Below are 20,077 nucleotides of genomic sequence, written 5' to 3'. Positions count from 1 at the left end.
CCGTGAACATACCCGCGTGAGGGATAGAGCATTTACTGCATAAGCTGAATGGCACAGAGCGTTATCATGGCAGGCAGGGTTATCAAAGAGGGGGGGAATTTCTTAAATGCTCCCCTTGAAAAGGATTGAAGCAGCCCAATCTTAAAAGAATCGCTGAACGTCAGCCATAAAAATGCCAGCGTGCATGGCTGGCATTTTACCGCAGGGTTGTTCAGAATGAGGTGAGGAAGGGTCAGGCACTGACTGCCATTTCCGTTTCCACAGGGACAATGAGGCTGGCATGATTGCCCTTCGGTCCCTGATGCACATCAAACTGGACTTGTTGCCCGGCTTTCAGCGTTCTGTAGCCATCCATCTGGATGGTCGAGTAGTGCGCGAAGATATCCTCGCCGCCACTGACTGGACAGATAAAGCCGAAGCCTTTGGCATTATTGAACCATTTAACAGTACCCGTCTCCATGCTTCTACATCCCTCGCAAGACAGTCGAATGAGTGAGGTGACGAGGCGTATAGCCTCTAAGCTGGTTAAATCGCATTCAGCTATGCCTGTACTGTAGAGAAATGGCATAGAGCGTCAAGCAAATGGGACGTGTGAAGGGGGACGAAATCGTCAAACTTTGAGGCAGTTAACGCTATTGCCAAAAGTGTGATGGAGGTCGCGTAGCAGCAGTTTACTGCAAAAAATCACCGGCGTGGGCCAGCATTCTGGGCATGTTAAACTTACCCTTAATAATGGTAGTCTGGCCTGAGCGAGTAACGAGTCGAGACTGGGTACGTATGGGAAACGCTAACGATTGGCTTAACTTTGAACACCTTGCAGATGACAAGCTCCGTGAAGGGCTTAAGCCGCCTTCGATGTATAAAGTTATTCTGAACAATGACGATTATACACCTATGGAATTTGTTATTGACGTACTGCAAAAGTTCTTTTCTTATGATGTTGAACGTGCAACGCAACTGATGCTTGCGGTCCATTACCAGGGAAAGGCGATCTGCGGTGTTTTTACTGCCGAAGTGGCAGAGACCAAAGTCGCTCACGTAAACAAGTATGCCAGGGAGAACGAGCATCCGTTGCTGTGTACGCTGGAAAAAGCCTGAATAAGGCGATAATTGGGGGAGGTGCCTATGCTCAATCAAGAACTGGAACTCAGTTTAAACATGGCTTTCGCCAGAGCGCGCGAGCACCGACACGAGTTTATGACCGTCGAGCATTTGTTACTGGCTCTGCTCAGTAACCCGTCGGCCAGAGAGGCACTGGAAGCCTGTACCGTCGATATCGTGGCTCTCCGGCAGGAACTCGAAGCCTTCATCGAACAAACCACCCCGGTCTTGCCGGTCAGCGAAGAAGAGCGCGACACTCAGCCGACGCTCAGTTTCCAACGCGTCTTGCAGCGCGCAGTTTTTCACGTGCAGTCCTCTGGCCGCAGCGAAGTGGCTGGTGCCAACGTCCTGGTCGCCATTTTCAGCGAGCAGGAGTCACAGGCTGCGTACCTGTTACGTAAGCATGAAGTCAGCCGCCTTGACGTGGTGAATTTCATTTCTCATGGCACTCGTAAAGATGAACCGGGACCGGCCTCTGGCGCGGAAAATCCGGTTAACGAAGAGCAAGCAGGCGGGGAGGAACGTATGGAAAACTTCACCACCAATCTTAATCAGCTTGCTCGCGTAGGTGGGATAGACCCACTGATCGGGCGCGAGAAAGAACTGGAGCGTACTGTTCAGGTACTTTGCCGTCGCCGTAAAAACAACCCACTGCTGGTGGGTGAGTCTGGCGTAGGTAAAACCGCCATTGCTGAAGGTCTCGCCTGGCGCATTGTGCAGGGCGACGTGCCGGAAGTGATGAAAGATGCCACGATTTACTCGCTGGATATCGGTTCGTTGCTGGCGGGTACCAAGTACCGTGGTGATTTTGAAAAACGTTTCAAAGCGCTGTTAAAACAGCTTGAGCAGGATAATAGCAGCATTCTGTTTATCGATGAGATCCACACCATCATCGGTGCCGGTGCCGCTTCTGGCGGTCAGGTTGATGCTGCAAACCTGATTAAACCGTTGCTCTCCAGCGGGAAAATCCGCGTGATGGGTTCTACCACCTATCAGGAGTTCAGCAATATCTTTGAAAAAGATCGGGCGTTAGCTCGTCGTTTCCAGAAGATCGACATCACTGAACCTTCAGTGGATGAAACGGTACAGATCCTGAACGGCCTGAAACCGAAGTACGAAGCGCACCATGACGTTCGTTATACCGCTAAAGCGGTAAGAGCGGCAGTGGAGCTGGCGGTGAAATATATCAACGATCGTCATCTGCCCGATAAGGCGATTGACGTCATTGATGAGGCGGGCGCACGCGCACGTCTTATGCCGGTCAGCAAGCGTAAGAAAACGGTTAACGTTTCAGATATCGAATCTGTGGTAGCCCGCATCGCGCGTATTCCAGAGAAGAGTGTCTCTGCTACCGACCGCGATACGCTGAAAACGCTGGGCGATCGCCTGAAAATGCTGGTGTTTGGTCAGGACAATGCGATTGAAGCCTTAACCGAAGCGATCAAAATGAGCCGTGCCGGTTTGGGGCAGGATCGTAAACCTGTGGGCTCTTTCCTGTTTGCCGGACCTACCGGTGTGGGTAAAACAGAGGTCACGGTTCAGCTGGCGAAGGCGCTGGGCATTGAGCTGCTGCGTTTCGACATGTCAGAGTATATGGAGCGTCACACCGTCAGCCGTTTGATTGGTGCGCCTCCGGGATATGTGGGCTTCGATCAGGGCGGGCTGCTGACGGATGCGGTGATTAAACATCCGCACGCTGTTGTGCTGCTTGATGAGATCGAAAAAGCACACCCGGATGTCTTCAACCTTCTGCTGCAGGTAATGGATAACGGCATGCTGACCGATAACAACGGCCGCAAAGCTGATTTCCGTAACGTAGTGGTGGTGATGACTACCAATGCCGGCGTGCGTGAAACGGAGCGTAAATCGATTGGTCTGATCCATCAGGACAACAGTACTGATGCGATGGAAGAGATCAAAAAGATCTTTACGCCTGAGTTCCGTAACCGTCTGGACAATATTATCTGGTTTAAACACCTCGATACTGAGGTTATTCACCAGGTGGTCGACAAGTTTATTGTCGAACTGCAGGCGCAGCTGGATGCGAAAGGCGTCTCGCTGGAAGTCAGCGATGAGGCTCGCGACTGGCTGGCAGCGAAAGGGTACGATAAAGCGATGGGCGCACGTCCAATGGCTCGTACCGTGCAGGAAAGCCTGAAAAAACCGCTGGCGAACGAGCTGCTGTTTGGTTCACTGGTGGATGGCGGTTCGGTGTCGGTTGCGCTCGATAAAGAGAACAACGAGCTGACCTACCAGTTTGTCAGCGCCGAGAAGCGCAAGACAGAAGGCTCAGTGCACTAAGCTTGGGTGAATATGAAAAAGGCCGGATGAAAATCCGGCCTTTTTTTATGGGTGCTGCGCAACGGGTGGCAGCACGGCTGAATGCTAATTAGCGACTACGGAAGACAATGCGGCCTTTGCTCAGGTCGTACGGGGTCAGCTCTACAGTGACTTTGTCGCCCGTCAGGATGCGGATATAGTTTTTGCGCATTTTACCGGAGATGTGAGCGGTAACCACGTGTCCGTTTTCTAACTCGACGCGGAACATGGTGTTGGGTAACGTATCCAGTACGGTACCCTGCATTTCAATATTGTCTTCTTTGGCCATCGAATCCTCTAGGTGTTACAACCTTAGTTTTGAACCGGCAAGATAATGCCGAATTTCAAGTATTATGTAAAGAATTGTTGGTGATTTCACCAGCATCGGCCCCTCTGTTACGCGCTTTGCGCAGAGAAGCTCACAAATAAAAATGAGTAGTGTATCGACGTCAGCGCGGGGGAATTGCGGGCTAAGAATGAGTATCGCATTCGCTCCTGTGCGCAATGCAAACGGTGACAGAGTCCCAGCCAGGCCAATCCCGGCTCGCCACAAACAGGAGGCGAAGGGCGGACGACATACCAAACGCGCATATTATATCACTGTTATCTCTGCTTGCGTGGAAAACATCAAAAAATAGCATTAAAAAAGGGTGCGCGGCTGCCAGCAGTTCTCTGCAAGCGGCTGATCTGCCAACGAATTCACCTCATGCAGATAGTCTGTGCGGGCAATCTCCTCTGCGCCCAGCGAAGCCGTATGCGGATTAAGAACCTGACAGTCGATCACTTTTCCGCCTATCTGCTGAAAATAGCGGCTAAAAACCAGCAGAGCCGTTTTCGAGGCGTTCTCGCGGCGGCTGAACATCGACTCACCGCAGAAAATTTTACCCAGCGCCAGACCGTACATGCCCCCCACCAGTTCATTTTCATGCCAGACTTCAATCGACTGAGCATGGCCCGCTTCATACAGCTTCAGCCAGGCCCGGCGCACGTCATGGGTTATCCATGTCCCTTCTTCACGGTCGCTGGCGCAGCCTTCAATCACATCGTAAAAATTTTCATTAAGCGTGACGCGGTAGGGCGAGCGCTGATGAAAGCGCTTCATACTGCGACTGAGGTGAAACTTTTCAGGGTAAAGCACGGCACGCGGGTCGGGTGACCACCACAATATAGGATCGCCCGGCGAGAACCAGGGAAAGATACCGCGATGGTAAGCACTCAGCAGACGAGCAGGGCTGAGATCGCCACCCATAGCCAGCAGGCCGTTAGGTTCACGCAGCGCCATTTCCGGCGGCGGAAAGTTAAGGGACTCCCTGGAGAGTTGGATCAGGCGCATAGTGACAGTCTCAAAGGTTCGAGAGGCTATGACTATAGCGCAAACCGCTGATGGAAATACCAGTAACGTCCGCGTTTTGAGATTAATTCGGGGTGATTTCCCTGCTCGGTAATGGTGCCGTTATCCATAACGCAAATTTTGTCGAAATGCGCCAGCCCCTGCAGACGGTGCGTCACCATGATCACCGTTTTCTGCTCTGCAACCCGGCGCAGCAGGGCAAGGATTTGCTGTTCGGTTTCAGCATCCAGCCCTTCGGTGGGTTCATCTAACAGCCACAGATCTCCATCATGCAGAAGCGCGCGCGCCAGCCCAAGCCTTCTTAATTCTCCACCTGACAGCTGGCGTCCACCTTCGCCAATCCAGGCATTCAGTCCCTGATCATTTTCCAGCAGAACCTTCAGGCCAACCTGCTCCAGCACCGCTGCTAATTCAGCATCACTGCGTCCCGGCGAAGCCAGCAGTAAATTTTCCCGCAGCGTGTTGCTGAACAGATGGACGCGCTGGGTGACCACGCTGGTGGTGGCGCGTAACGCCGCTTCGTTCCACTCCTTCAGCGGCACGCCGTTCAGCAGGATCACTCCCTGCTGCGGATCCCAGGCACGGGTTAAAAGCTGTAACAGGGTAGATTTTCCACAGCCGGTGCGGCCCAGCAGCGCAATATGTTCACCCTGCGCCACCTCGAGAGAAAAGCTCTGCAGAGCAGGTTGACCCGTTACATAACTGAACGAGAGATCCTGTACGCTCAGGCTGATACCCTGGCGAGGCTGGCAGGGAGTGGGCGTAAACTCCACCGCGGGCTTCTGGCTGATAATGTCGGTAACGCGGCGGGCAGAGGCGATCACCTGTCCCAGATGTAAAAAAGCGCTGCCCACCGGAGCCAGTGCCTCAAAGGCAGCCAGCGCACAGAAGACAAACAGCGCAATCAGCGCGCCGGGCTGGGTATGATCACCTACGCCTCCGGCACTCAGCCAGAGAATAACCACCACGGCTACGCCAGTGACCAGCGTTAATGCCCCCTGAGAAATTCCCATCAGACTTGCCTGACGCCTTTGTGCGGCCTGCCAGCGTTTTTCAGTGTGGTCCAGAGCCTGGCGAAAACGCGGTTCAGCACCAAAAATAGAGAGCTCTGCATGCCCCTGCAGCCAGTCGGTGAGCTGGCTGCGATAGGCTCCGCGTAAAGTGGTCATGGCCAGGCCGGCAGGCTGTCCTGCCCGGTAAAAGAGGGGGGGCAGTATCAGGAGTGTGGCCAGCATCAGGCCGCCCAGGGTCAGCGCCAGCGACCAGTCCAGCCAGCCCAGACCCAGCGTCACCGTCAGGATAACCAGCAGAGCGCCGATAAGCGGAGAGAGAACCCGCAGGTAGAGGTGGTCAAGCGTATCGACATCGGCCACCAGTCTGTTAAGCAGGTCGCCTTGACGAAAACCGGCCAGGCCGGAAGGAGAGAGCGGGAGCAGCTTGCTGAAGGTGAAGGTACGTAAATGCTGGAGCACCCGGAAGGTGCCGTCATGGCTGACCAGGCGCTCAAAGTAGCGTGCGGCGGTGCGGGTAATCGCGGCGCCGCGCACGCCAGCGGCTGGCAGCATATAGTTAAAGCTGTAAAGTCCTGCCACGCCAGCAAGCGAGGAGGCGGCCAGGAACCAGCCGGAGAGCGTCAGTAAACCGATGCTTGCCAGCAGCGTGACGATAGCCAGTAAAATTCCCAGCGAAAGCCGCCAGAAATGACGCCGGTAGAGCGCTAAGAAGGGCAATAACACTTTCATTCCACCGTCTCCTTACGCTGCGCGGCCAGATCGGCAAAAGCGCCGGGGCTTCGCAGCAGCTGAGCATGAGGCCCCTGCTGAATAAGAGCGCCGTTACGCATCAGCCAGACCTCATCCCACTGTTCAAGCTGATCCAGCTGATGGGTTATCAGCAAAGTTGTCTGATTAAAGGAAGCCTGCAGCAGGGCCGAGTTAACATGGCGTTCGCTTTGGCTGTCCAGGCTGGCACCCGGCTCATCCAGCAGCAGCAGACGACAGGGTTTATAGAGTGCTCTGGCAACGGCGACCCGTTGTGCCTGGCCCACTGAGAGGGCTGAAGCCTGCTCACCCGTTTCGCTCTCCAGCCCTGCGGGAAGACCGGGAAGGAATTCAGTTACCCCAGCCTGCTCACATACCCGCAGCAGCCTCTCCCGATCTTCAGTCTCCCCCATCGCAATATTCTGCCGAAGGGTGGATGCAGGAAGGTGAGGATTCTGTCCTACCCAGGCCAGCTGCTGCTGCCAGAAAGCAGGATCCAGCTCGCGCAACTCAACGCCGTTAACCTGTAGCGATCCCTGATAAGGCAGGAACCCCGAAAGCACATTCAGCAGGGAGGATTTGCCCGCGCCACTCTGTCCCACCAGCGCAATACGCTGGCCCGCTGCAAGAGTGAAGCTCAGCGGGCCTGCCAGCACCTGACCTTCCGGTGACAGAACCTGTAAATCCTGCGCGCGCAGGGTAAGGCCATGCTGAGTGTCAATAATCCGATCGCCGCGTTCGCGGGCGAGAGTATCGCTGCTGGTTAAAAACGTCTCCAGCGAGTCAGCTCCCCCTACCGCCTGGGCTTTTGCATGATAAAACGCCCCTAAATCCCGCAGCGGCTGGAAGAACTCTGGTGCCAGGATCAGCGCCAGAAAACCAGCAAAAAGGGTGACGCCTGGGCCGTAATGCCCAAAATTCAGCTCGCCAAGATAGGAGAAACCAAAATAGACCGCGACTACGGCTATTGATAAAGATGCGAAAAATTCCAGCACCGCAGAAGAGAGAAAGGCCAGCCTCAGAACTTCCATGGTGCGCTGACGGAAATCTTCCGACGCGGCGCGAATGCTCTCTGTTTCAGCCTCGGCACGATGGAAGAGTCGCAGCGTCTCCAGACCGCGTAAACGGTCGAGAAAATGGCCGCTAAGCCTGGCGAGCGCAAGGAAATTACGGCGATTGGCATCTGCAGCTCCCATGCCTACCAGCGCCATAAACAGCGGGATCAGCGGCGCGGTGCAGAGCAGGATCAGCGCCGCCGCCCAGTTTACCGGGAAGAGCGCGATGAGAATAAAGCAGGGGATGAAGAGGGCCAGCAACATTTGCGGCAGATAGCGGGAATAGTAATCCTGCATCTCTTCAATTTGCTCAAGCAGCAGCGTGGCCCAACTTCCCACCGGTTTTCCCTTGATCCAGGCTGGCCCCAGGGCACCAAGCCGATCGAGCACGGTTTGCCTGAGTGTAGAGCGAATCGCTTTGCCGCATTCGAAACCAACTTTTTCACGCAGCCAGCTCAGGATGCCTCTGAGCACAAAACAGCTGAACAGCAGCATAAAGGGGACGATTAACGTTTCGCGAGGGCGGAGTTCAACAATCAGTGACTGGAGTATCGTTGCCAGTAACCAGGCCTGACAGACCACCACCAGGGCGCTGCCCAGCCCTAAAATCAGTGAAAGTCTTAACCAGCGTTTACCATGGCCTGTCTGGCTTTTCAGCCAGCGAAGTAGATGTTGCTGCCGTGTTTTGTTCATGCCTTTCCAGCTGAGCGGTTAACGAAACAGAGGGAACGTCCCACCAGGGGGAACAGGCTGGCAATGGTACAATGCGGCAAATAAAAAGGCGACCTGAGAAGGCCGCCTTAAGCAAGATAGATGCAGGAAGTTAACAACTTACTGAGAGTTTTTAACTAATCCATCCAGATAGCGCTCAGCATCCAGCGCGGCCATACAACCGGTACCGGCAGAAGTAATCGCCTGACGGTAAATATGGTCCATGACATCGCCTGCGGCGAAGACGCCTGGGATACTGGTTTGCGTGGCGTTACCGTGCAGGCCTGACTGGACCTTGATATAGCCATTTTCCAGTTCAAGCTGATCTTTAAAGATGCCGGTATTCGGGCTGTGGCCGATCGCCACAAACAGGCCGGCAACCGTCAACTCTTCCGTCTGCTGATTGTCCAGCGCAGAGCGCAGGCGCAGGCTGCTGACGCCCATCTGGTCGCCCATGACTTCATCCAGCGTCTGATTGGTGTGCAGCACGATGTTGCCGTTATGCACTTTTTCCATCAGCCGATCGATCAGGATTTTTTCGGCACGGAAGCTGTCCCGACGGTGGATCAGGTGGACTTCAGCAGCGATGTTCGCCAGGTAAAGCGCCTCTTCCACGGCAGTATTACCGCCGCCAATTACCGCTACCTTCTGATTACGGTAGAAAAACCCGTCGCAGGTTGCGCAGGCGGAGACGCCGCGCCCTTTAAATGCCTCTTCGGAAGGCAGCCCCAGATAACGCGCTGACGCGCCCGTGGCGATGATCAGGGCATCTGCTGTGTATTCAGCGCTGTCGCCCGTCAGACGGAATGGACGGGTCTGTAAATCTACCGTATGGATATGGTCGAAAATGATCTCAGTGTTGAATTTTTCAGCGTGTTCCTGCATCCGCTCCATCAGCAGTGGGCCGGTGAGATCGTGAGGATCGCCAGGCCAATTTTCCACTTCTGTGGTGGTGGTCAGTTGTCCGCCTTTTTCAAGGCCGGTAATCAACACCGGATTCAGGTTGGCGCGCGCCGCATACACTGCAGCGGTATAACCAGCCGGGCCGGAACCCAGGATAAGTAATTTACTGTGTCTGGCCGTGCTCATGAGACCCTCATTTTTTGTCTGGCAAACATTTTTTGATTGTAGGGAATTTAACGCGGCAACAAAAGCGTTCTGCAATTTTGTTAACGATGACTGCAAAAGGTTTGACCAATGAGAGCGTGCGCCAGAATGGGGAGGGATGCGCTAAAACAGGGCGAAACGTGTCGCTTCATAGTGCGTAGCCGGGAAAAATATCTATTTAAAAACAGTCACGCAGCGATACTTCTGGCATGTTGTACTGGTTTTGTTTGTTTTGCTTTGACAATCGGCTGCGCTTTTGCGAAAACAGTGTAGGAAGCAGAGGGCATTTACGCTGCCAAAACAGGGTTTCATTCCACTTTCAGGTAATCCGGCGGCATAAACGCAGTCTGTCATTGGTCATGACGCATGGTGTGGACAGACAACATGCGTCATACGGATGGGCGCCCGACAGAGGCGCAGCAGGCTCCTGACTTCACTTAGAACAACCCTGGAACAGAACATCTTCAGGGTCTGGCAAGTAAAGGGAAGGCATTTAGAGAGACAATAATAATGGTAGACAATAAAAAACGACCCGGTAAAGATCTCGACAGGATCGACCGCAATATCCTTAATGAACTGCAAAAGAATGGACGAATTTCCAACGTCGACCTTTCCAAAAGCGTAGGCTTATCACCGACTCCATGCCTGGAGCGCGTCCGTCGTCTGGAGCGTCAGGGCTTTATTCTTGGCTATACCGCCCAGCTGAATCCCCACTATCTGGATGCTTCATTGCTGGTATTTGTTGAGATTACTCTGAATCGTGGCGCGCCGGATGTGTTTGAGCAATTTAACGCCGCCGTACAAAAACTTGAGGAAACTCAAGAGTGTCATCTTGTTTCAGGCGATTTCGACTACCTGCTGAAAACGCGCGTTCCCGATATGTCAGCCTACCGCAAATTACTGGGCGAGACCCTGCTGCGTCTGCCGGGCGTGAATGACACCCGGACTTATGTGGTCATGGAAGAAGTGAAACAAAGTAACCGCTTAGTCATTAAAACGCGGTAACACAGGGCAGGTGCAAAACCTGAGAGATTTCGGTACACTCCTGTGAATTCATACAGGTTCAGCGTCGGGCTTGCCCGGCGCTGTTGCCTCCATAGTTTACAGGCACCTGGAGAGTACTCTTGAGCCAGGAATACACAGAAGATAAAGAAGTATCCCTACAACCGCTGAGCAGTGGACGTCGTCTGCTGGAAGCGTTACTGATTATTGTTGCTCTTTTCGCCGTCTATCTGATGGTGGCGCTGGTGAGCTTCAATCCTTCCGATCCCAGCTGGTCCCAGACCGCCTGGCATGAACCTATCCACAATGTGGGCGGCGGCGTTGGCGCCTGGCTTGCGGATACCCTGTTCTTCATTTTCGGCGTAATGGCTTATGCCATCCCTCCTGTTATTCTCGGCCTCTGTTGGATCACCTTCCGGCAGCGCCATTCTCAGGAATATATCGACTACTTTGCCGTCGCGCTGCGGCTGATTGGCGTGCTGGCGCTGGTGATCACCTCCTGCGGTCTGGCCGCGCTCAATGCTGATGACATCTGGTATTTTGCTTCAGGCGGCGTGATTGGCAGCCTGTTAAGTAATGCGATGGCCCCCTGGTTTAGTGGCGCAGGAGGTACCTTAACCCTGCTCTGCGTCTGGGCTGCCGGGCTGACGCTCTATACCGGCTGGTCATGGCTGACCATTGCTGAGAAGATCGGCGGTGTGGTGATGGGTGTGCTCACTTTCGCCAGTAACCGCTCGCGTGCCGATGAGCGCTGGCATGAAGAGGAAGATGAACGGAGTGGCGAGAGGGCAGAAGCTCGGCCCCTCCACGACGATGATGTGCTGTTCACTGCGCCGGGTACAGAGCATAGCGCGGCAGAGGAGGATAACGATCCTCTGCTTAGCCAGCCAGCTACCGCCTCCGCAGGCGAATCTGCCGCAGCGGCTTCAGGTGTTCCCTCTTCAGCGGTTCCGGCTGCAGTGAATACGGCAACGCCAGGAGCACCAGCTTCTGCAGCCGCGTCACACTCTTCGATTGTTTCAGGTACACCGGCTCCGGCTGCCGCGCCTTCATCAGATGCCGCGGCCTTTTCAGCGCCTGCATCCGTTAACGCAGAGCCTGTATTGCCGACCGCCGCCGCTCCTGCTGTTGCTCAATCCCAGCAAACGGCGCCGGGAGTAGAAAAGCCTGAGCTTTATCGTTTTGAGATGCCAGCCGAAACGCCGGCGCCCTCAGTACAAATCGACGATGAAGATGAGGGGCCGCAGATGGGGAACTGGCGTGATGCCTCTTCTGCATCGCCGTTTGATTTCTCTTCGCAGCCTTCACAGTCAATGGAGACGCCAGCGGGAATGCAGGGTGTAGCTGATGCCGCGAAAGTGGCTGCGGCTTCTGCACCTTTCATGCCTGGTTTCAGCGCCACCAGCGAGGCAGGCAATCCGCAGGTTAAGCAGGGTATTGGCCCGGCGCTGCCACGCCCTAATCCGGTGAAATTACCCACCCGCCGTGAGCTGGCTTCTTATGGTATTAAGCTGCCTTCTCAGCGTATGGCTGAAGAAAAAGCCCGGGAGCAGGAACAGCAGCACGCGTCCGCTTCTCCGGCAAATGAGCAGCATGATGCCGCGCAGGAAATGGACGAACTGCATCTGCGTGAAGCGTTTATGGCTCAGCAGCAGACCCGCTATAGCGAGGAGTTTGCGCAAGAGGATGAAGAGGCGTTGCAGCAGGCTGCCCTGGCACGCCAGTTCGCGATGCAGCAAAATCAGCGTTATGGCGAGGAAGCAGAGCAGGAAACCACCGCTGCCTTCAAACTGGATACCGCCGGTGCCTTCGATTTCTCTCCTCTTGACGATCTGGTTGATGACGGTCCAAGCGAACCGCTATTTACGCTGCATGCAGAGGCGCCAGCCGAGCCGCCACAGTGGCAGCAGCCTCAGCAGGCTTCCCAACAGACGCAGCCATCCGCAGCGCCTTCGTGGCATGCTTCTCCGGCCCAGCAGCCTGTAGCGGCTCAGCCACAGCCTGAAGTGCATCAGCCTGATACTGCGCCATCCTGGCAGGCCACTCAGCCGCAACCCGAAGCGCAACAGCCAACTGCTGCGCCAGCCTGGCAGGCCGCTCAGCGGCAACCCGAAGCGCAACAGCCGACTGCTGCGCCATCCTGGCAGGCTGCTCAGCCTCAACCTGAAGTGCATCAGCCTGCTGCTGCGCCTGCATGGCAGACGCCGCCATCCGCGCCGGTGCCAGCGGTTGAACCTGAGCCGGTGAAGCCTGCGCAGGACAGCCTTTTCCATCCGTTCCTGGTACGTCATGAGCAACCGCTGGAAAGACCGACCACGCCGCTGCCAACGCTGGATCTGCTGACTGCTCCCCCAGTAGAAGCTGAACCGGTGGATATGTTTGCGCTTGAGCAAACGGCACGTCTTGTTGAAGCGCGTCTTGGCGATTATCGCGTTAAAGCGGAAGTGGTTGGCATATCGCCAGGTCCGGTTATCACCCGCTTTGAGCTTGACCTGGCACCGGGCGTGAAGGCCGCACGTATTTCGAATCTCTCCCGTGACCTCGCACGTTCACTCTCCGCAGTAGCCGTGCGCGTTGTTGAAGTGATCCCGGGCAAACCTTACGTTGGCCTGGAGTTACCGAACAAGCATCGTCAGACGGTTTACATGCGTGAAGTGCTGGAGTGTCCTCAGTTCCGCGACAATCCGTCACCGCTGGCCGTGGTGTTAGGTAAAGATATCGCGGGTCAGCCTGTGGTGGCCGATCTGGCGAAGATGCCGCATCTGCTGGTTGCCGGTACGACCGGTTCCGGTAAGTCGGTCGGCGTTAACGCCATGATCATCAGCATGCTCTATAAAGCCACGCCGGAAGAGGTGCGCTTTATCATGATTGACCCGAAAATGCTGGAGCTGTCGGTCTATGAAGGCATTCCTCACCTGTTAACCGAGGTGGTAACCGACATGAAGGATGCGGCGAACGCGCTGCGCTGGAGTGTGGGTGAGATGGAACGCCGCTATAAGCTGATGTCCGCGCTGGGCGTGCGTAACCTTGCCGGTTATAACGAGAAGGTTGAGCAGGCAGAAGCGATGGGCCGACCGATCCCGGATCCCTTCTGGAAGCCGGGTGAAAGCATGGACGCCACGCCGCCGGTGCTGGAAAAACTGCCTTACATTGTGGTGCTGGTGGATGAGTTTGCCGACCTGATGATGGCGGTGGGTAAAAAAGTTGAAGAGCTGATTGCCCGTCTGGCACAGAAAGCGCGTGCGGCAGGGATCCACCTGGTTCTGGCTACGCAGCGTCCCTCTGTGGATGTGATCACCGGTCTGATTAAAGCCAACATCCCGACGCGTATCGCTTTTACCGTTTCCAGTAAAATCGACTCCCGTACCATTCTTGATCAGGCTGGCGCAGAGTCGCTGCTGGGCATGGGGGATATGTTGTATATGCCGCCAAACTCCTCAATGCCGGTGCGCGTTCACGGCGCATTCGTTCGCGATCAGGAAGTACATGCGGTAGTGCAGGACTGGAAAGCCCGTGGACGACCACAGTACATCGAAAGCATCACCGCTGGCGAAGAGAGCGAAGGCGGTGCGGGGCTGGATGGCGATGAAGAGCTGGATCCGCTGTTCGATCAGGCCGTTGGCTTCGTGGTGGAAAAACGCCGTGCCTCTATTTCCGGGGTGCAGCGTCAGTTCCGTATCGGTTACAACCGTGCGGCACGCATCATCGAGCAGATGGAGGCGCAGGGCATTGTCTCCTCGCCAGGCCATAACGGCAACCGTGAGGTACTTTCACCGCCGCCGCATGAGATGTAGTGCTGCCGTAAATAACGGGCCGGGGAAACCCGGCCCGTTGAGTTTCCGCACTCTGTCCCCATATCTCACTTAATTGCACAAAATATTCAGGCGGATCCCCTGTTGCATTTGCCTGTGCCTGGTTACAGTTATCTCCGGGCTTACCCGCTCTTCGGGATAGAAAAGTTTTAATAAGGATGCCGTAATGAAAAAGTTAATGATTTCCTGCTCGTTGATCGCCGCTTTTGCTTCCGCCAGTGTGCTGGCTGATGCGACATCCGACCTGCAGCAGCGGCTGGGTAAAGTAAAAAGCTTCCACGCCAGCTTCACGCAGAAAGTGACCGACGGTAGTGGCCAGTCCGTTCAGGATGGCGAAGGAGAGCTGTGGGTTAAGCGTCCTAACCTGTTTAACTGGCATATGACCGCACCGGATGAAAGCGTACTGATCTCTGACGGTAAAACGCTGTGGTTCTACAATCCGTTTGTTGAACAGGTCAGCGCCACCTGGCTGAAAGATGCTACCAGCAACACGCCTTTCATGCTGATTGCGCGTAACCAGGGCAGCGACTGGAAGCAGTACAATATCACTCAGCAGGGTGACAGCTTTGAGCTGACGCCAAAATCCGCTGACGGCAACCTGAAACAGTTCACCATTAATGTCTCTGGCAACGGCACCATTAATCAGTTCAGCGCCGTAGAGCAGGATGGACAGCGCAGCAGCTATGCGCTTAAAACGCAGCAAAACGGGGCCGTTGAAGCCAGCAAATTCCAGTTTACACCGCCAAAAGGCGTGACGTTGGACGATCAGCGTCAGTGAGGTTAGCTTGAGCAATCTGTCTCTGGATTTCTCCCACAACGAATTTCAGCCTCTGGCCGCCCGTATGCGGCCACGCACTCTGGCTGAATATATTGGTCAGCAACATCTGCTGGCTGCCGGCAAGCCTCTACCGCGTGCGATTGAGGCGGGGCATCTTCACTCGATGATCCTGTGGGGGCCGCCAGGCACCGGTAAAACCACGCTGGCAGAAATTATTGGTCGCTATGGTCAGGCGGATGTTGAACGCATCTCCGCCGTGACCTCGGGGGTAAAAGAGATCCGCGAGGCAATTGAGCGAGCCAGACATAATCGCGATGCCGGCCGCCGCACCATCCTGTTTGTCGACGAAGTTCACCGGTTTAATAAAAGCCAGCAGGATGCCTTCCTGCCACATATTGAAGATGGCACCATCACCTTTATTGGCGCCACCACAGAAAACCCCTCTTTCGAACTTAACTCTGCTCTTCTTTCCCGCGCGCGCGTCTATCTGCTGAAATCCCTGACCAGTGACGACATTGAAATTGTGCTGGATCAGGCAATGAAAGAGAGCGAGCGTGGCTATGGTAAGCAGAATATTGTTCTGCCTGCGGATACCCGGCGCATGGTGGCAGAGTTAGTCAATGGCGATGCCCGTCGCGCCCTGAATACGCTGGAGATGATGGCGGACATGGCCGAGGTAAACAGCAAGGGCAAACGCGAGCTGACGGCTAAACTGCTCAATGAAGTTTCAGGTGAGCGCAGCGCCCGTTTTGATAATAAAGGCGATCGTTATTACGACTTGATCTCTGCGCTGCATAAATCCGTGCGCGGCTCCTCTGCGGACGCGGCACTCTACTGGTATGCCCGCATCATCACGGCGGGTGGCGATCCACTCTATGTGGCGCGGCGTTTGCTGGCGATCGCCTCTGAAGATGTCGGCAATGCGGATCCGCGTGCTATGCAGGTTGCTATCTCAGCCTGGGATTGCTTTACGCGCGTAGGCCCCGCAGAAGGGGAAAGGGCGATTGCGCAAGCTATTGTCTATTTAGCCTGCGCGCCAAAAAGTAATGCGGTGTATACCGCTTTCAAAGCAGCCATGCGCGATGCGCGTGAAAACCCCGATTTTGACGTGCCGGAACATCTGCGTAACGCACCCACTAAACTAATGAAAGAGATGGGGCTGGGGGCTGAGTATCGTTACGCGCACGACGAGCCCAACGCCTATGCCGCAGGCGAGGATTACTTCCCGCCGGAAATGGCGCAAACGCGCTACTACCGACCAACCTCCCGTGGCCTTGAAGGAAAGATTGGTGAAAAGCTCGCCTGGCTGGCTGAGCAGGATCAAAATAGCCCGACAAAACGCTATCGTTGAAAGTGACGTTGCGGTAAGGTTAGCAAGGAATTCAACGCATTCGCGCGCCGAATGCGCCCCTCATTCACTCAAAAAAATATTCACAGGACAAGCATGCTCGATCCCAATCTGCTGCGTAATGAGCCAGACGCAGTCGCTGAAAAACTGGCACGCCGGGGCTTTAAGCTTGACGTTGATACGCTGCGTTCTCACGAAGAACGCCGCAAAGTTCTGCAGGTAGAAACGGAATCTTTGCAGGCGGAACGTAACTCCCGATCCAAATCTATCGGGCAAGCCAAGGCGCGTGGGGAAGATATCGAGCCATTACGTCAGGAAGTGAACGCGCTGGGCGAACGCCTGGACGCGGCCAAAGCGGAACTGGATGAACTTCAGAATGCCATTCGTGAAATGGCTTCAGCTATTCCTAACCTCCCGGTTGATGAAGTCCCACTGGGTAAAGATGACAGCGAAAATCTGGAAATCAGCCGTTGGGGCACACCCCGCACCTTTGATTTTGCCGTGCGTGACCACGTGGAGCTGGGCGAAATGGCTTCCGGTCTGGATTTTGCCATGGGTGTCAAACTCACCGGTTCACGCTTTGTGGTGATGCAGGGCCAGATTGCGCTAATGCACCGTGCCCTGAGCCAGTTTATGCTGGATCTGCATACCGAGCAGCATGGCTACCTGGAAACTTATGTGCCTTATCTGGTAAACCATACCTCTTTGTACGGTACCGGCCAGCTGCCTAAGTTTGGTGAAGATCTGTTCCATACTCGTCCGCTGGAAGAAGAGGCCTCCAGCAGTGATTATGCGCTGATCCCAACTTCTGAAGTGCCGCTGACCAATATGGTGCGTGATGAGATCCTTGAAGAAGAGTCTTTGCCGCTGAAGTTCACCGCTCATACGCCTTGCTTCCGTTCTGAAGCGGGCGCCTATGGCCGTGACACCCGTGGGCTTATCCGTATGCACCAGTTCGACAAGGTTGAGATGGTGCAGATCACTCGTCCTGAAGACTCTATGGATGCGCTGGAAGAGCTGGTAGGCCACGCCGAAAAGGTGTTGCAGCTGCTGAACTTGCCTTACCGTAAGGTGCTGCTGTGCACGGGCGATATGGGCTTTGGCTCCTGCAAAACCTACGATCTGGAAGTGTGGCTGCCTGCTCAGGATACCTACCGTGAGATCTCTTCCTGTTCCAATATGGGTGATTTCCAGGCACGCCGGATGCAGGCTCGCTGCCGCACTAAAACCGAGAAGAAACCTCGTCTGGTGCATACCCTTAACGGCTCGGGCCTGGCAGTTGGCCGTACGCTGGTAGCCGTATTGGAAAACTACCAGCAGGCTGATGGTCGTATTGCAGTGCCGGACGTGCTGAAACCTTATATGAAAGGCCTGGATTTCATCGGCTAACCCCCGATTTTTCCTGCTAAAAAACCTGTGGGCATGCCCGCAGGTTTTTTTTTAACTATCAAAAAGAAATGTTATCGACAGCAAACGCGACGTAAAGGCTAAAAGCCTCATTTTTCATCAAGATAACTGGTTGGCGCTGCGAATAATCCGATCTTCTAAGTCACTGTAGATAAAAAAATTAAATCGGTTCACAGCAAATTGTGCTGCGGTAAAAAGTGTGCCGTTGACAATATTTTTACTGATGGCATTATTCGCGCAAAATCTTCTCCTCCCTGGTATTTCCACTAAAAATGTCCATCTGGTCACGCCCTGTTATTGTGCTGCTTTGCGGCCTTTTGCTGATGACGGTTTCTATTGCCGTGCTGAATACTCTGGTTCCGCTCTGGCTGACCCACGATCTCTTGCCAACCTGGCAGGTAGGTGTTGTAAGCTCTTCTTATTACACCGGGAACCTGGCTGGAACGCTGCTGGCAGGCTGGACAATAAAAACGCTTGGCTTTAATCGCAGTTATTATATTGCTTCAATCCTGTTTGCTTTGGCGACTGCGGCGCTCGGGCTGGAGAGCGGTTTCTGGGCCTGGACTCTGTGGCGGTTCGTCGCCGGTATCGGTTGTGCCGTGATCTGGGTGGTGGTGGAAAGCGCCCTGTTATGCAGCGGCACGCTGCGCAATCGTGGACAGCTGCTTGCCGCCTACATGATTGTGTATTACCTCGGTACCGTAGCCGGGCAGCTGTTGGTGAGTAAAGTTTCCACCGATTTGCTGCATGTGTTGCCGTGGGTGACTGGCGTGGTGTTGGCGGCTATTCTGCCGCTGGTCTTTGCCAGGATCACGGCGAAAGGTAATGACGAAGAGGCAGCGCCTGGCCGCATGTGGCCAATGTTACGCCGCCGTACTGCGCGTCTTGGCGTTAATGGCTGTATTATTTCAGGTATTCTGCTGGGCTCACTCTATGGCCTGATGCCGCTTTATCTCTCTCACCAGGGCATGAACGATGCTACGGTAGGATACTGGATGGCGCTGATGGTCAGCGCTGGAATAGTGGGACAGTGGCCGGTAGGGCGTCTGGCCGATCGCTACGGTCGCCTGCTGGTGCTGCGCGTGCAGATCTTTGTAGTGATCCTTGGTGCCATTGCTATGTTGGGTAACGCCGCTATGGCTCCCGCTCTGTTTGTACTGGGCTGCGCTGGCTTTACGCTTTACCCGGTGGCAATGTCATGGGCCTGCGAAAAAGTCGCACACCATGAGCTGGTGGCAATGAATCAGGCTTTACTGTTGAGCTACACCACTGGCAGCCTGACAGGCCCGGCGGTAACCTCTATGCTGATGCAAAACTACTCCGATCGCGTGCTGTTTGTGATGATCGCTGCGGTCGCATTTATCTACCTGGTGATGCTGCTGCGCAAAGCGGACAAGCAGGCCACACCAGTGGCTCATGCCTGAGTAAGAGACGAAAAAAATGGAGCCTGAGGGCTCCATTTTTATTTATTCAGCCGGTGTCACTCAGTACATCACTTTATGACCGTAACCTTCCAGAATGTTTTTAACGCGATCCATCGTCTCTTTTTTCGGCGGATGGACGCCATCCAGCTTATATTCTTCGCCCATCGCCACCCACTTATGTTTGCCCAGTTCGTGATAGGGCAGCAGCTCGATTTTTTCCACGTTACCCATATCACGGGTAAACTCCCCCAGACGATGGGCTGAATCATCATCATCGGAATAACCCGGCACCACGACATAGCGGATCCAGGTACGGATTTTCTTTTTCGAGAGATAGCGGGCGAAATCCAGCGTACGATGATTGGAGACGCCGACCAGGATCTGATGCACATCATCATTTATCTGCTTGAGATCCAGCATCACCAGATCGGTCACTTCGAGCAGTTCATCAATCACCGGATCGTAGCGACGGACAAAGCCATTAGTATCCAGACAGGTGTGAATGCCTTCTGCATGACAGGCTCTGAACCAGTCCCGGACAAACTCCGCCTGAAGAATGGCCTCACCGCCGGAAGCGGTAACGCCACCGCCGGAGGCATTCATAAAGTGCCGGTAGGAGACGACATCTTTCATCAGCTCCTCAACGGTGACCTCTTTGCCGCCGTGGGTATCCCAGGTGTCACGGTTGTGGCAATAGAGGCAGCGCATCAGGCAGCCCTGGAAGAAGGTGATAAAACGGATGCCGGGACCGTCGACGGTACCGCAGGATTCGAATGAGTGGATGCGACCTTTGACTGACATTGCGATGAATTCTCCACGGTAGACCTGCCTTCAGGCAGGTACGCAGTCTTTAAGCTGCGTTAAGTCTGTTTTGCCAGCCACCCGAAGCCGGCAGGGCTGGC

15 protein-coding genes are annotated in these 20,077 nt (G+C 54.8%); 8 read left to right on the top strand and 7 right to left on the bottom strand.

The window, feature by feature from the left end:
• Nucleotides 1–232: 232 nt before the first annotated feature.
• Nucleotides 233–460: a cold shock-like protein CspD gene (gene cspD, locus Q3V30_RS14145; protein ID WP_306206620.1), complete on the bottom strand. Its 228-nt coding sequence runs from the start codon at nucleotides 458–460 to the stop codon at nucleotides 233–235.
• 317 nt (nucleotides 461–777) lie between these two features.
• On the opposite strand from cspD, the gene clpS reads away from it, so the two are divergent.
• Complete coding sequence (gene clpS, locus Q3V30_RS14140) at nucleotides 778–1,098, top strand: ATP-dependent Clp protease adapter ClpS (protein ID WP_306206619.1); 321 nt, start codon at nucleotides 778–780, stop codon at nucleotides 1,096–1,098.
• Between the two features lie 27 nt (nucleotides 1,099–1,125).
• A complete protein-coding gene (clpA, locus tag Q3V30_RS14135) occupies nucleotides 1,126–3,402 on the top strand; it encodes an ATP-dependent Clp protease ATP-binding subunit ClpA (RefSeq protein WP_306206618.1) in 2,277 nt (758 codons plus the stop codon).
• Nucleotides 3,403–3,490: 88 nt separating this feature from the next.
• Here the strand turns inward: clpA and infA are convergent, their stop codons facing one another.
• The 5 genes from infA to trxB form a co-directional block, all read right to left on the bottom strand.
• On the bottom strand, nucleotides 3,491–3,709 hold the full coding sequence (gene infA / locus Q3V30_RS14130) for a translation initiation factor IF-1 (protein WP_002211347.1): 219 nt from the start codon (nucleotides 3,707–3,709) through the stop codon (nucleotides 3,491–3,493).
• A gap of 351 nt (nucleotides 3,710–4,060) precedes the next feature.
• Nucleotides 4,061–4,753 carry a leucyl/phenylalanyl-tRNA--protein transferase gene (gene aat, locus Q3V30_RS14125; RefSeq protein WP_306206617.1) on the bottom strand — a complete coding sequence of 231 codons (693 nt, stop codon included), beginning with the start codon at nucleotides 4,751–4,753 and terminating at the stop codon, nucleotides 4,061–4,063.
• Nucleotides 4,754–4,785: 32 nt separating this feature from the next.
• On the bottom strand, nucleotides 4,786–6,513 hold the full coding sequence (gene cydC, locus Q3V30_RS14120; protein WP_306206616.1) for a heme ABC transporter ATP-binding protein/permease CydC: 1,728 nt from the start codon (nucleotides 6,511–6,513) through the stop codon (nucleotides 4,786–4,788).
• Complete coding sequence (cydD, locus tag Q3V30_RS14115; RefSeq protein WP_306206615.1) at nucleotides 6,510–8,279, bottom strand: heme ABC transporter permease/ATP-binding protein CydD; 1,770 nt, start codon at nucleotides 8,277–8,279, stop codon at nucleotides 6,510–6,512. Before cydD ends, cydC begins: the two co-directional genes overlap by 4 nt.
• A gap of 138 nt (nucleotides 8,280–8,417) precedes the next feature.
• Nucleotides 8,418–9,386 (bottom strand): thioredoxin-disulfide reductase, encoded by a 969-nt coding sequence (gene trxB / locus Q3V30_RS14110; RefSeq protein WP_306206614.1) that lies wholly within the window; start codon nucleotides 9,384–9,386, stop codon nucleotides 8,418–8,420.
• A 528-nt stretch (nucleotides 9,387–9,914) separates the two neighbouring features.
• Between trxB and lrp the strand changes: the two genes are divergently transcribed.
• The 6 genes from lrp to Q3V30_RS14080 all read left to right on the top strand — a co-directional run bounded on the left by lrp (nucleotide 9,915) and on the right by Q3V30_RS14080 (nucleotide 19,175).
• On the top strand, nucleotides 9,915–10,409 hold the full coding sequence (gene lrp, locus Q3V30_RS14105) for a leucine-responsive transcriptional regulator Lrp (protein ID WP_013201514.1): 495 nt from the start codon (nucleotides 9,915–9,917) through the stop codon (nucleotides 10,407–10,409).
• Nucleotides 10,410–10,528: 119 nt separating this feature from the next.
• The gene (locus Q3V30_RS14100; protein WP_306206613.1) at nucleotides 10,529–14,200 is read left to right on the top strand and encodes a DNA translocase FtsK 4TM domain-containing protein; all 3,672 of its coding nucleotides are present in this window, start codon (nucleotides 10,529–10,531) and stop codon (nucleotides 14,198–14,200) included.
• A 184-nt stretch (nucleotides 14,201–14,384) separates the two neighbouring features.
• The gene (gene lolA, locus Q3V30_RS14095) at nucleotides 14,385–14,996 is read left to right on the top strand and encodes an outer membrane lipoprotein periplasmic chaperone LolA (protein ID WP_306206612.1); all 612 of its coding nucleotides are present in this window, start codon (nucleotides 14,385–14,387) and stop codon (nucleotides 14,994–14,996) included.
• Nucleotides 14,997–15,003: 7 nt separating this feature from the next.
• Nucleotides 15,004–16,347, top strand: a complete 1,344-nt coding sequence (locus Q3V30_RS14090) for a replication-associated recombination protein A (RefSeq protein ID WP_306206611.1) — start codon at nucleotides 15,004–15,006, stop codon at nucleotides 16,345–16,347.
• 93 nt (nucleotides 16,348–16,440) lie between these two features.
• On the top strand, nucleotides 16,441–17,733 hold the full coding sequence (gene serS, locus Q3V30_RS14085) for a serine--tRNA ligase (protein ID WP_306206610.1): 1,293 nt from the start codon (nucleotides 16,441–16,443) through the stop codon (nucleotides 17,731–17,733).
• A 290-nt stretch (nucleotides 17,734–18,023) separates the two neighbouring features.
• On the top strand, nucleotides 18,024–19,175 hold the full coding sequence (locus tag Q3V30_RS14080; protein ID WP_306206609.1) for an MFS transporter: 1,152 nt from the start codon (nucleotides 18,024–18,026) through the stop codon (nucleotides 19,173–19,175).
• A 60-nt stretch (nucleotides 19,176–19,235) separates the two neighbouring features.
• Here Q3V30_RS14080 and pflA read toward each other — a convergent pair whose 3' ends face one another.
• Nucleotides 19,236–19,976: a pyruvate formate lyase 1-activating protein gene (gene pflA, locus Q3V30_RS14075; RefSeq protein ID WP_306206608.1), complete on the bottom strand. Its 741-nt coding sequence runs from the start codon at nucleotides 19,974–19,976 to the stop codon at nucleotides 19,236–19,238.
• Between the last annotated feature and the right edge of the window lie 101 nt (nucleotides 19,977–20,077).

Source organism: Erwinia pyri, from assembly GCF_030758455.1.
Lineage (GTDB): Bacteria > Pseudomonadota > Gammaproteobacteria > Enterobacterales > Enterobacteriaceae > Erwinia > Erwinia pyri.
This window is presented reverse-complemented; position numbering and strand designations above follow the sequence as displayed.